Origin of the sequence: Kitasatospora albolonga (assembly GCA_002082585.1) — a bacterium.
Classification (GTDB): Bacteria; Actinomycetota; Actinomycetes; order Streptomycetales; family Streptomycetaceae; genus Streptomyces; species Streptomyces stephensoniae.
Window position 1 is genome coordinate 1,469,809 of record CP020563.1, and the last position, 12,306, is coordinate 1,482,114.

At 69.8% G+C, this 12,306-nt stretch carries 14 protein-coding genes; 4 read left to right on the plus strand and 10 right to left on the minus strand.

The annotated features are described in order from the left end of the window. Nucleotides 1-87: 87 nt before the first annotated feature. The gene (locus B7C62_06310; GenBank protein ARF77016.1) at nt 88-1,074 is read left to right on the plus strand and encodes a hypothetical protein; all 987 of its coding nucleotides are present in this window, start codon (nt 88-90) and stop codon (nt 1,072-1,074) included. 89 nt (nt 1,075-1,163) lie between these two features. Here the strand turns inward: B7C62_06310 and B7C62_06315 are convergent, their stop codons facing one another. The 8 genes from B7C62_06315 to B7C62_06350 all read right to left on the minus strand — a co-directional run bounded on the left by B7C62_06315 (nt 1,164) and on the right by B7C62_06350 (nt 7,764). Continuing rightward, nucleotides 1,164-1,502 (minus strand): metal-sulfur cluster biosynthetic enzyme, encoded by a 339-nt coding sequence (locus tag B7C62_06315; protein ID ARF71918.1) that lies wholly within the window; start codon nt 1,500-1,502, stop codon nt 1,164-1,166. Then, nucleotides 1,499-1,954, minus strand: a complete 456-nt coding sequence (locus tag B7C62_06320) for an SUF system NifU family Fe-S cluster assembly protein (protein ARF71919.1) — start codon at nt 1,952-1,954, stop codon at nt 1,499-1,501. Before B7C62_06320 ends, B7C62_06315 begins: the two co-directional genes overlap by 4 nt. Nucleotides 1,955-1,964: 10 nt before the next feature. After that, nucleotides 1,965-3,233, minus strand: coding sequence for a cysteine desulfurase (locus B7C62_06325; GenBank protein ARF71920.1), 1,269 nt, complete (start codon nt 3,231-3,233; stop codon nt 1,965-1,967). Further along, nucleotides 3,230-3,994, minus strand: a complete 765-nt coding sequence (locus tag B7C62_06330; protein ID ARF71921.1) for a Fe-S cluster assembly ATPase SufC — start codon at nt 3,992-3,994, stop codon at nt 3,230-3,232. The genes B7C62_06325 and B7C62_06330 overlap by 4 nt, the downstream gene beginning before the upstream one ends. Nucleotides 3,995-4,001: 7 nt before the next feature. Then, nucleotides 4,002-4,319 (minus strand): bifunctional 3-phenylpropionate/cinnamic acid dioxygenase ferredoxin subunit, encoded by a 318-nt coding sequence (locus tag B7C62_06335; protein ARF71922.1) that lies wholly within the window; start codon nt 4,317-4,319, stop codon nt 4,002-4,004. Next, a complete protein-coding gene (locus B7C62_06340; protein ARF71923.1) occupies nt 4,319-5,500 on the minus strand; it encodes a Fe-S cluster assembly protein SufD in 1,182 nt (393 codons plus the stop codon). Before B7C62_06340 ends, B7C62_06335 begins: the two co-directional genes overlap by 1 nt. Nucleotides 5,501-5,602: 102 nt before the next feature. Next, nucleotides 5,603-7,024, minus strand: coding sequence for a Fe-S cluster assembly protein SufB (locus B7C62_06345; GenBank protein ARF71924.1), 1,422 nt, complete (start codon nt 7,022-7,024; stop codon nt 5,603-5,605). Beyond that, nucleotides 7,021-7,764 (minus strand): transcriptional regulator, encoded by a 744-nt coding sequence (locus B7C62_06350; protein ID ARF71925.1) that lies wholly within the window; start codon nt 7,762-7,764, stop codon nt 7,021-7,023. Before B7C62_06350 ends, B7C62_06345 begins: the two co-directional genes overlap by 4 nt. 136 nt (nt 7,765-7,900) lie before the next feature. Here B7C62_06350 and B7C62_06355 point away from each other — a divergent pair, with 136 nt between their 5' ends. From B7C62_06355 to B7C62_06365, 3 genes are all read left to right on the plus strand, one after another. After that, on the plus strand, nt 7,901-8,827 hold the full coding sequence (locus B7C62_06355) for an ABC transporter (protein ARF71926.1): 927 nt from the start codon (nt 7,901-7,903) through the stop codon (nt 8,825-8,827). Next, entirely contained in the window at nt 8,824-9,591 is a 768-nt protein-coding gene (locus tag B7C62_06360; protein ARF71927.1) for an ABC transporter, read from the plus strand. Before B7C62_06355 ends, B7C62_06360 begins: the two co-directional genes overlap by 4 nt. An 87-nt stretch (nt 9,592-9,678) precedes the next feature. Next, nucleotides 9,679-10,665: a cytochrome B gene (locus B7C62_06365; GenBank protein ID ARF71928.1), complete on the plus strand. Its 987-nt coding sequence runs from the start codon at nt 9,679-9,681 to the stop codon at nt 10,663-10,665. Nucleotides 10,666-10,725: 60 nt separating this feature from the next. On the opposite strand, the gene B7C62_06370 is transcribed toward B7C62_06365, so the two are convergent. Both B7C62_06370 and B7C62_06375 read right to left on the minus strand, forming a co-directional pair. Further along, nucleotides 10,726-11,106 carry a hypothetical protein gene (locus tag B7C62_06370; protein ID ARF77017.1) on the minus strand — a complete coding sequence of 127 codons (381 nt, stop codon included), beginning with the start codon at nt 11,104-11,106 and terminating at the stop codon, nt 10,726-10,728. 95 nt (nt 11,107-11,201) lie between these two features. Then, entirely contained in the window at nt 11,202-12,155 is a 954-nt protein-coding gene (locus B7C62_06375) for a protoheme IX farnesyltransferase (GenBank protein ID ARF71929.1), read from the minus strand. Between the last annotated feature and the right edge of the window lie 151 nt (nt 12,156-12,306).

The window sequence follows — 12,306 nt, forward strand, 5'->3', positions numbered from 1 at the left end:
GCGCAGTGGCCCGGTGGCGGCTGGCACGGCGGCTGGGCGCCGCCGAAGCCGGGGGTGATACCCCTGGCGCCGCTGGGGCTCTCGGAGATACTCGGCGGCGCCTTCTCGACGATCGGGCGCTACTGGAAACCGCTGGTCGGGCTGGCCCTGGCGCTCTTCGGCGCGGTGACGGCCCTGATGGTCGCCGGGCTGGCCGTCGTCCTCTCCGCCCTCGCGGCCGGCTGGGACGAACTGACGGCGCCCGGCACCCCGGACGCTGAGGAACTGGTGCCGCTGGCCGTCGCGTTCGGCGCCCTGGTGATCATCGGCGGCATCGCCTACCTGCTGGCCTGGGCCGTCGTCCAGGCGGCGGTCCCGGTGGTGCTCCAGGAGGCCGTCCTGGGCCGCCCGATCCGCTTCGGCGCCCTCTGGCGCCGGGCCTGGTCACGGGTCTGGTCCATGGTCGGCACGACGATCCTGCTGGGGCTGATCTTCGCCGTCCCCTTCCTGCTCTTCATGGTCACCCTCCTCGCGACGCTGGTCACCGCCGCCCCGGGCGGCGACTCGGACGGCGTCGTACCGCTGATCTGGCTGAGCGCCCTCGGCTGGCTGGCCGCCGTCCCGGTGGCGATCTGGCTCTGGGTGAAGTTCTCCCTGGCCCCGACGGTCGTGGTCTTCGAGAAGCAGGGCCCGGTCGCGGCCCTGCGCCGCTCGGCCCAGCTGGTGCGCACCGACTGGTGGCGGGTCTTCGGCATCTCGCTGCTCGCCTATGTGATGGCGACCGTGGCGGGCTACCTCATCCAGATGCCGTTCCAGATACTCGGCCTGTTCCCGAGCATGATGAGCACCCCCAGCACGGGCTCCGAGCCCAGCGGCGCGGAGATCCTCGCCCTGGTCGGCAGCTTCATCGGCCTGTCGCTGATCAGCCAGCTGGTGGCCCAGCTGTTCTCGGCGGTCTTCCCGCCGCTGGTGGTCGGCCTGCTGTACGTGGACCGCCGGATGCGCACGGAGAACCTGGGCCCGGTCCTGGCCGCCGCCGCGGCGGAACAGCCCCTGCCCGAGCAGTACGGGCCACCACCGGGCGCGCCCGCGTAAGGCGTACGGAAACGCAAATGGGCTGTGCCCGCCACCGGTCGGACCGGTGGCGGGCACAGCCCGTTCGGCACACTGCTCGGGGCAGCGGATCAGACGTTGAACCCCAGCGCGCGCAGCTGCTCGCGGCCGTCGTCCGTGATCTTGTCCGGGCCCCACGGCGGCATCCAGACCCAGTTGATCCGGAGCTCGTTGACGATGCCGTCCGTGGCGGACTTCGCCTGGTCCTCGATCACGTCGGTCAGCGGGCAGGCCGCGGACGTGAGGGTCATGTCGAGGGTGGCGATGTTGGCGTCGTCGACGTGGATGCCGTAGATCAGGCCCAGGTTGACGACGTCGATGCCCAGCTCGGGGTCGACGACGTCGTACAGCGCCTCGCGGACCTCCTCCTCGGAGGCCGGCTTCATGGTCGCGGTCTCGTTCTCGCTCATGCGGTCTTCCCTTCGGACAGCGCCTTGGCCGTCGCGTCCTTCCACGCCATCCAGCTCAGCAGCGCGCACTTGACCCGGGCGGGGTACTTGGAGACCCCGGCGAACGCGACCGCGTCCTCCAGGATCTCCTCCATCGCGTCGTCCGGCTCCAGCTGGCCCTTGGACTGCATCAGCTCCAGGAAGGCGTCCTGGATCTTCTGCGCCTGGGACAGCTCCTTGCCGACGAGCAGCTCGTTCAGCACGGAGGCGCTGGCCTGGCTGATGGAGCAGCCCTGGCCCTCGTAGCTGACGTCGGCAACGGTCTGGCCGTCGTACTTCACCCGGAGGGTGATCTCGTCGCCGCACGTCGGGTTGACGTGGTGCACCTCGGCGTCGCCGTCCCGCAGGCCGCGCCCGTGGGGGTGCTTGTAGTGGTCCAGGATCACTTCCTGGTACATGGAATCAAGCTTCACCAGTCAGCCCTCAGCCGAAGAAGTTCCGGACGTGCTCCAGCCCGTCCACCAGGGCGTCGACCTCGGAGGGCGTGGAGTACAGATAGAACGACGCTCGCGTCGTCGCGGGAATTCCGTACCGCAGGCAGACCGGGCGCGCGCAGTGGTGGCCGACCCGGACGCAGATGCCCATCTCGTCGAGGACCTGGCCCACGTCGTGCGGGTGGATGTCCCCGAGCGTGAAGGAGATCGTGGCGCCCCGGTCCTCGGCCGTCGCCGGGCCGATGATCCGCAGGTCCGGGACCTCCAGGAGGCGCTTCACCGCGTACTCGGTGATCGCCTTCTCGTGCTGGTGGATCTTCTCCATGCCGATCGAGGAGAGGTAGTCCACGGCCGCGCCGAGGCCGACGGCCTGGGCGATCGGGGGCGTACCGGCCTCGAACTTGTGCGGCGCCGGGGCGTAGGTGGAGGAGTGCATCGAGACGGTCTCGATCATCTCGCCGCCGCCGAGGAACGGCGGCAGGTCCTCCAGGAGCTCCTGCCGTCCCCAGAGCACGCCGATGCCGGTCGGGCCGACCATCTTGTGGCCGGTGAAGGCCACGAAGTCGGCCTGGAGCGCCTGCACGTCCAGCACCATGTGCGGGGCCGCCTGCGAGGCGTCGATGCAGACCAGGGCGCCGACCTGCTGGGCGCGGCGGATGATCTGCTCGACCGGGTTGACGGTGCCCAGGATGTTGGAGACCAGCGTGAAGGAGACGATCTTCGTCTTCTCGGTGATGATCTCGTCGATGTTCGACAGGTCGAGCCGGCCGTCGTCGGTGATGCCGAACCACTTCAGCTTCGCGCCCGTGCGCTGCGAGAGCAGCTGCCACGGCACGATGTTGGAGTGGTGCTCCATCTCCGTGGTGACGATCTCGGTGTCGCGGTCCACCCGGTAGGGCTCGTCCGCCCAGCCGAGCATGTTGGCCACGAGGTTGAGCGACTCCGAGGCGTTCTTGGTGAAGATCACCTCGTCGCGGCTGGGTGCGTTGATGAAGGCCGCGACCTTGTCACGGGCGCCCTCGTACAGCGCGGTGGCCTCCTCGGCGATCGTGTAGACGCCTCGGTGCACGTTCGCGTTGTGGCGCTCGTAGTACGTGTTGAGCGCGTCGAGGACCTGGCGCGGCTTCTGCGAGGTCGCCGCGGAGTCCAGGTAAAGGATCTTCTTGCCGTCGTGGACCGTGCGGTCCAGGATCGGGAAGTCCTTGCGGATCGCCTCGGTGTCGAGGAGGCCGGTGAGCCCCTGTCGGGCGTCAGTCACGCGGAAGCGCCACCCTTCGTGTATGCCTCGTAGCCCTCGTTCTCCAGCTGGTCGGCCAGCTCGGCACCGCCGGAGGCGGCGATCCGGCCGTTGGCGAACACGTGCACGAAGTCGGGCTGGATGTACTTCAGGATGCGGGTGTAGTGCGTGATCAGCAGGGTGCCGACCTCGCCGGTCGCCCGGACCCGGTTGACGCCCTCGGAGACGGTCTTGAGCGCGTCGACGTCCAGGCCGGAGTCGGTCTCGTCCAGGACGGCGATCTTCGGCTTGAGCAGCTCCAGCTGGAGGATCTCGTGGCGCTTCTTCTCACCGCCGGAGAAGCCCTCGTTGACGTTGCGCTCGGCGAAGGACGGGTCCATCTGGAGCCCGGCCATCGTCTCCTTGACCTCCTTGACCCATGTACGCAGCTTGGGGGCCTCGCCGCGGACGGCGGTGGCGGAAGTGCGCAGGAAGTTGGAGACGGAGACACCGGGGATCTCGACCGGGTACTGCATGGCCAGGAAGAGACCGGCGCGGGCGCGCTCGTCGACGGACATCTCCAGGACGTCCTCGCCGTCCAGGGTGACCGTACCGCCGGTGATCGTGTACTTGGGGTGGCCCGCGAGCGAGTACGCGAGGGTGGACTTGCCGGACCCGTTGGGGCCCATGATGGCGTGGGTCTCGCCCTGCTTCACGGTCAGGTCGACGCCCTTGAGGATCGCCTTCGTGGCGTTGTCGGCCTCGACGGAGACGTGCAGGTCGCGGATTTCAAGCGTTGCCATGGGTGACTCAGGACTCCTGGGTGACGGAGACGAGCACATCGTCCCCTTCGATCTTGACGGGGTATACGGGGACGGGGCGCGTCGCGGGAAGACCGGACGGCTTTCCGGTGCGGAGGTCGAACGCCGATCCGTGCAGCCAGCACTCGATCGCGCAGTCCTCCACCTCGCCCTCCGAGAGGGACACGTTCGCGTGCGAGCAGATGTCGTTGATCGCGAACACCTCGCCCTCGGTGCGGACGACGGAGACCGGTGTGCCGTCGAGCTCGACCCGTTTCGGGGTGTCGTCCTCCAGCTCACTCAGCGCACACGCCTTGACGAAGGACATCAGACGGACGCCTTCAGCTCGGCCTCGATCTTGTCGATGAGCCGCTCCTCGACGTCCGGCAGGCCGATCTGCTGGACCAGCTCGGCGAAGAAGCCGCGCACGACCAGGCGGCGGGCCTCCTCGGCCGGGATACCGCGGGACTGGAGGTAGAAGAGCTGCTCGTCGTCGAAGCGGCCGGTCGCCGAGGCGTGGCCGGCGCCGACGATCTCGCCGGTCTCGATCTCCAGGTTGGGTACGGAGTCGACCCGGGCGCCGTCGGTGAGGACGAGGTTCCGGTTCATCTCGTAGGTGTCGGTGCCCTCGGCCGCGGCCTGGATGAGGACGTCCCCGATCCAGACGGCGTGGGCGCCGTCGCCCTGGAGCGCGCCCTTGTACACCGCGTTGGACTTGCAGTGCGGGGTGTTGTGGTCGACCAGGAGGCGGTGCTCCTGGTGCTGGCCCTGGTCGGTGAAGTACAGGCCGAACAGCTCGGCCTCGCCGCCGGGCGCCGCGTAGGCGACCCGCGGGTGGAGGCGGACCAGGTCGCCGCCGAAGGTGACGACGATCGACTTGAAGGAGGCGTCCCGGCCGACCAGCGCGTTGTGCTGGCCGACGTGGACGGCGGTGTCGTCCCAGTCCTGGACGGAGACGACGGTCAGCTTGGCGCCGTCGCCCAGTACGTAGTCGACGTTGGCGGCGAGCACCGCGTCACCGGTGTGGTCGATGACGACGACGGCCTCGGCGAAGGCGCCCAGCTCGATGAGCTGGTGGCCGAAGGCGACCCCGCCCTCGCCGTGCACGGCGATCCGGATCGGCTCGGAGAGCACGGCCTCCTTGGCGACGGTGACGACCGATGCCTGCTCGAAGGAGCTGTACGCCTGGGCGGCGACCCGGTCCACCGGCGTACCGGCCCTGCCGAGCCGGGCGTCGTCACGGCCGACGGTCTCGACGGTGACGCCCTCGGGCGCCTCGATCGCGACCTTCACACCGCTGCCCGTGGCGACGGCGGTGCCGTCGTGCAGCCCGCGCAGCCGCTCCAGCGGGGTGAAGCGCCACTCCTCCTCGCGACCGTGCGGGACGGGGAAGTCCGCGACGTCGAAGGACGGGGGTGCGCTCATGCGCGTGGCGACGGTCGACTCGGCGGCCACCGCGATGGAGCCGGCGGTGGTGGAGCCCACCGGAGTGTTCTGAGCCTCAGCCATGGCTGTCGTAGTGCTCGCTTTCTCAGTCAAGAAGGGGGGTGGTTCGGTGGGGGCGGGGGACGGCCGGGGAGCGGCCGTCCCACAGGGTCCTCGGGTGAGGACCTAGCCGACCGAACCCTCCATCTGCAGCTCGATCAGCCGGTTGAGCTCCAGGGCGTACTCCATGGGCAGCTCCTTCGCGATCGGCTCGACGAAGCCGCGCACGATCATCGCCATGGCCTCGAACTCGGTGAGTCCGCGGCTCATCAGGTAGAAGAGCTGGTCCTCGGAGACCTTGGAGACGGTCGCCTCGTGGCCCATCGACACGTCGTCCTCGCGGACGTCCACGTACGGGTAGGTGTCGGAGCGCGAGATCGTGTCGACGAGCAGAGCGTCGCAGAGGACGTTGGACTTCGCGCCCGGCGCGCCCTCGCCGATCTCGATCAGACCGCGGTAGGAGGTACGGCCGCCGCCTCGCGCCACCGACTTGGAGACGATGTTCGAGGAGGTGTTCGGCGCCATGTGGACCATCTTGGCGCCGGCGTCCTGGTGCTGGCCCTCGCCCGCGAAGGCAATGGAGAGGGTCTCGCCCTTGGCGTGCTCGCCCATCAGGTAGATGGCCGGGTACTTCATGGTCACCTTGGAGCCGATGTTGCCGTCGACCCACTCCATGGTCGCGCCCTCGTAGGCCACGGCCCGCTTGGTGACCAGGTTGTAGACGTTGTTCGACCAGTTCTGGATGGTCGTGTAGCGGCAGCGGCCGCCCTTCTTCACGATGATCTCGACCACGGCGCTGTGCAGCGAGTCCGAGGAGTAGATCGGGGCGGTGCAGCCCTCGACGTAGTGGACGTAGGCGTCCTCGTCGACGATGATCAGCGTCCGCTCGAACTGGCCCATGTTCTCCGTGTTGATACGGAAGTACGCCTGGAGCGGGATGTCCACGTGGACGCCCTTGGGCACGTAGATGAACGAGCCGCCGGACCACACGGCCGTGTTCAGCGAGGCGAACTTGTTGTCACCGACGGGGATGACGGTGCCGAAGTACTCCTTGAAGAGCTCCGGGTGCTCCTTCAGCGCGGTGTCGGTGTCCAGGAAGATGACGCCCTGCTCCTCCAGGTCCTCGCGGATCTGGTGGTAGACGACCTCGGACTCGTACTGCGCGGCGACACCGGCGACCAGGCGCTGCTTCTCCGCCTCCGGGATGCCCAGCTTGTCGTACGTGTTCTTGATGTCCTCGGGCAGCTCCTCCCAGGAGGCCGCCTGCTTCTCCGTGGAGCGCACGAAGTACTTGATGTTGTCGAAGTCGATGCCCGACAGGTCCGAGCCCCAGCTGGGCATGGGCTTCTTGTCGAAGAGCCTGAGGCCCTTGAGCCGCAGCTTCAGCATCCACTCGGGCTCGTTCTTCTTCTCCGAGATGTCGCGGACGACAGCCTCGGAGAGGCCGCGCTTCGCCGCCGCGCCTGCCGCGTCGGAGTCGGCCCAGCCGAATTCGTACGTACCCAGACCCTCGAGCTCAGGGTGGGCAGTCTCCGTGGGGAGCGTCATGCGGGGTTCCTCCCGGCCGTGCTTGCAGATGCTGATGGGGTGGTCTGTGGGGGTGCTGCGTGGCCGCTGCGCGGCACGTATGTCGTGCACACGCCGTCGCCGTGGGCGAGGGTGGCCAGACGCTGCACATGGGTCCCGAGGAGGCTGGAGAAGAATTCCGTCTCCGCCTCGCACAGCTGTGGGAACTGCTCGGCGACATGCGCCACCGGGCAGTGGTGCTGGCACAGCTGCTCTCCCTGCTGCGGGCCCGGCGCGCTTCGCGCCGTAGCAGCGTACCCGTCGGCGCTCAGGGCCCTGGCGAGGGCCTCCGTGCGCCGCTCGGGCTCCGCGGCCTCGACCGCCGCGCGGTACGCCTCGCCCATCGCGGCCATCCGGGCGCGGGCGAAGGCGGTGACCGCCTCGTCCCCGCCGGATGCGGCGATGAAGCGCAGGGCGTCGGCGGCCAGCTTGTCGTAGGACTGGTCGAAGGCGTCCCGGCCGCAGTCCGTCAGGGCGAACACCTTGGCGGGCCTGCCCCGGGTCCGCGCCCCGTAGACCCGCTGTTCACGGGCTTCGACCACATCGTCGGAGACGAGGGCGTCCAGGTGGCGGCGGACGGCGGCCTGAGTGAGGCCGAGGCGCCCCGCGAGGTCTGCGACGGTGGAGGGCCCGTGGTCCAGGATGGAGCGCGCGACCCGGTTGCGCGTCGAGCGCTCACCGGTCGCGAGTTCCTCCTGAGGAGCCCCTCCGTCGTATTTCACAACACCATTGTTGCGTAATTCATTCGGCCCTGACAACCACGGTCCGGAACGATCTACGGTGTGGTTCGTCACTTAGGGTTACCTAATCTGGCCCCGGGACGGGGCCTCCGGAAGCCCCTGCCTAGACTTCCCTGCCATGGAGAACGAGCCCGTCGTACAGGTCACCGGCCTGGTGAAGCGGTACGGCACGAAGACCGCGGTGGACGGCCTCGATCTGGCGGTCCCGGCGGGCGCGGTGACGGCCGTCCTCGGCCCGAACGGCGCCGGGAAGACCACCACCGTCGAGACCTGCGAGGGCTACCGCCGCCCCGACGCCGGAACCGTACGTGTCCTCGGACTCGACCCGGTCGCCGACGCGGAGCGGCTGCGCCCCCGGATCGGGGTCATGCTCCAGTCCGGCGGTGTCTACTCCGGCGCCCGCGCCGAGGAGATGCTCCGCCACATGGCGAAGCTCCACGCCCACCCGCTGGACGTGGACGCCCTGATCGAGCGCCTCGGCCTCGGCTCCTGCGGGCGCACCACCTACCGGCGGCTCTCCGGCGGCCAGCAGCAGCGGCTCGCCCTGGCCCTCGCGGTCGTGGGGCGGCCCGAGCTGGTCTTCCTGGACGAGCCGACCGCCGGGCTCGACCCGCAGGCCCGCCGCTCCACCTGGGACCTGGTCCGCGAGCTCCGCGCCGACGGGGTCTCCGTGGTGCTGACCACCCACTTCATGGACGAGGCCGAGGCGCTCGCCGACCACGTGGCGATCATCGACGCGGGCCGGGTCATCGCCCAGGGCTCCCCCGAGCAGCTCTGCCGGGGCGGCGCCGAGAACACCCTGCGCTTCACCGGACGGCCCGGGCTCGACCTCGGCTCCCTGGTCAAGGCGCTGCCCGACGGCTCCGGGGCCGCCGAGCCGCTCCCGGGCACGTACCGCATCACCGGGAGCGTCGGCCCGCAGCTGCTCGCCACCGTCACCTCCTGGTGCGCCCAGCACGGTGTGATGCCCGAGGGCATCTCCGTGGAGCGGCACACCCTGGAGGACGTCTTCCTCGAACTGACCGGCAAGGAGCTGCGCGCATGAGCGCCGGTACGTACACCCCGCGCCCCGGCGCCGCCCCGCTCCCCCGGATGATCGCCGCGCAGACCGCGCTGGAGACCCGGATGCTGCTGCGCAACGGCGAGCAGCTGCTGCTGACGGTGATCATCCCGACGCTGCTGCTGGTGCTGTTCAGCGCGGTCGACATCGTGGACACCGGCCCGGGCGCGTCGGTCGACTTCCTGGCGCCGGGCGTCCTCGCGCTCGCCGTGATGTCCACCGCGTTCACCGGCCAGGCCATCGCCACCGGCTTCGAACGGCGTTACGGAGTCCTCAAGCGGCTCGGGGCCTCCCCGCTGCCGCGCTGGGCGCTGATGACGGCGAAGACCCTGTCGGTGCTGGTCACCGAGGTGCTCCAGATCCTCCTGCTGACGGCGATCGCCCTCGGGCTCGGCTGGTCGCCGCAGGGCAGCCCGCTCTCCGTGCTGCTGCTCCTGGTGCTGGGTACCGCCGCGTTCTCCGGGCTCGGGCTGCTGATGGCCGGGACGCTGAAGGCCGAGGCGACGCTCGCCGCCGCCAACCTGGTCTTCCTGCTGCTGCTGGTCGGCGGCGGGGTCATCGTGCCGCTGGACAAGTTCCCGGACGCGGTGCAGTCGGTGCTGGGGCTGCTGCCCGTCTCGGCGCTCTCGGAGGGGCTGCGGGACGTCCTCCAGCACGGCGCGTCGATGCCGTGGGCCCAGGCCGGAATCCTGGCCGTCTGGGCGGTGCTGGGGCTGGGCGCGGCGGCGAAGTTCTTCCGCTGGGAGTAGCGGGGGGGTAGCGGGGAGCAGCGGACCACTCGGGGCGATCCCGTACGAACACCCCCTCGTGAAAACGTGCACAAGCCACCTCCTACGATGGTCCGCGTGGAAACCCCCATCTCTGCCATCGCCAAGCGCTGGACGCCGTCCACCAAGGTGGTGAAGCGTGCCGCGCTCTCCGCCGTCATGATGAGCGTCTTCATCATCGTGACCGGCGGTGCCGTCCGGCTGACCGGTTCGGGCCTCGGCTGCGACACCTGGCCCAAGTGCACCGACGACAGCCTCTTCGCGACGCCCGCGCAGGGCATGCACGGTGCGATCGAGTTCGGCAACCGGCTGCTGACGTACGTCCTGTCGGCCGCCGTGGGCTGGGCGATCATCGCGACCCGCTCGATGAAGCCGCGCCGCCGCAAGGTGACCCGGCTGGCCTGGTCGCAGTTCTGGATCGTGCTGGGCAACGCCGTCCTCGGCGGCATCACCGTCTGGGCCGGGCTCAACCCGTGGACGGTGGCCGGGCATTTCCTGCTCGCCAACGCGCTGCTCGCGGTCACCGTGATCACCTGGGTCCGGATCGGCGAGGGCGACGGCCCCGCGCGCCCCCGCGCGCCCCTTCCGGTGCGCCGACTCGCCTGGGCGATCCTGGCGACCACCGTGGTCCTCATCGTGCTCGGCACCTCGGTGACCGGTTCCGGCAAGCACGCGGGCGACAGCAGCGACGTACCGCGCATGCCGTGGGACTGGGCCGCCGCCGCCCATGTGCACGCCATCTCGGCCTGGGTGGTCTGCGCGCTGGCCATCGCGATGTGGCTGGCCCTGCGGGTGGTCGACGCCCCCGCCGACACCCGGGCCCGCGCCCGTGACCTGCTGGTCGTGCTGCTGGCCCAGGGCGCCATCGGGTACGTGCAGTACTTCACCGGCGTCCCGGAGATCCTCGTCGGCGTCCACATGTTCGGCTCGGCCATCATGTGGATCGCCGTGATCCGCCTCGTGATGAGCATGCGCGAGCGCGGCGACGCCGAGCCGGCGCCGCTGCCGGGCCCGTCCGCCTCGGCCGACCGGCGGGAGTCGGCGCAGGCCGTCTGAGCACACGTACGGCGAAGGGGGCGGCGGGCAGATGCCCGCCGCCCCCTTCGCCGTAGGCGCTCAGCTGTCGTTGGAGGGGCCGCCGACCTGGATGCCCGCCATCCGCGACCACTCGTACGGGCCCGTACGGACCTTGAGGGCGAAGTCGCCGTCGAACTCCTCGTGCACCGTGATCCCGGCCTTCTCCACCGCGTTCTCGGCCACGGCGTACGTCGGGGCCACCAGGTCGCCCCAGGCGCCGTCCTGGCCGACCAGGACGATGCGGGCGCCCGCCTCACCGATGTAGGCGAGCTGCCCCTCGGCGCCGCCGTGCTCCTTGGCGAAGGCCCCGATCTCGCGGGCCAGCTTCGCCGCCCTGCGCTCCGCGCGGGCCGCCTTCCTGGCGTCCGTCCGCGAGGTCTGCGCGGTGTCTGCTGCGTCTGCTGCTGCCGTCTCTCCCATGAACAGGATGCTACCGACGAGTAGTTCGAACGGCGACGGGCGGGTCACGTGGCTTGTGCCACGTGACCCGCCCGTGAAGAGCCGAACGAGAGGCCCTAGCGGAGGAAGGGGTCCACCGCGACGGCCAGGAAAAGCAGGGAGACGTAGGTGATGGACCAGTGGAAGAGCCGCATCTCCTTGAGCTTGGCGCCGCTCACCCCGGCCCTGGCCCGGTTCTGGAGCCCGTGGGCCTCCCAGAGCCAGAAGCCGCCCGCGAGCAGCGCCACCGCCGTGTAGAACCAGCCGGTGTAGCCCAGCGGAGTGAGGAGGAGCGAGACGCCGACCATCACCCAGCTGTAGATGACGATCTGCCGGGCGACCACCCGGTTGGAGGCGATGACCGGGAGCATCGGGACGCCGACCCGGGCGTAGTCGTCCTTCACCTTCATGGAGAGCGGCCAGTAGTGCGGCGGCGTCCAGAAGAAGATGACGGCGAAGAGGATGACGGCGGCCCAGGAGAGGGAGTTCGTCACGGAGGACCAGCCGATGAGCACCGGCAGGCAGCCGGCGATGCCGCCCCAGATGATGTTCTGCGAGGTGCGGCGCTTCAGCAGCATCGTGTAGACGACGACGTAGAAGAGGAGCGCGCCGAGCGCGAGGGCGGCGGACAGCCAGTTGACGAGCAGTCCGAACCAGAGGGTGGACACCACCCCGAGGGAGATGCCGAAGACCAGGCACTCGCGGGGGCTGACCATGCCGGTGACCAGCGGGCGCTGCGACGTGCGGTCCATCAGCGCGTCGATGTCCCGGTCGATGTACATGTTCAGCGCGTTGGCACCACCGGCCGAGAGGTATCCCCCGAAGGTGGTGGCGAACACGAGCCACAGGTCGGGTACGCCCTGGGCCGCGAGGAACATCACCGGAATCGTGGTGATGAGCAACAGCTCGATGATCCGTGGCTTGGTAAGCGCCACGAATGCCTTGACACGGGCCCCGTACGGGCGATGGCCCCCTGGGCTGGGAGTCAAGGCGACCCCGGCGGGTCGGGACTCGACGGCCGTCACGCACACCCCTGACAGAGAAATCCCAGCAAGCTCCGGGCCGAAGGGCCCTTGTGAAGACTTGCGCGAACCCGACCACTGTAGACGTTGGGCACACACCGTCCTTCGCGGGGGTGGGGTCGTGTTGGGGGTGACTGTGGGACGGACGGGGGCGGTCCGC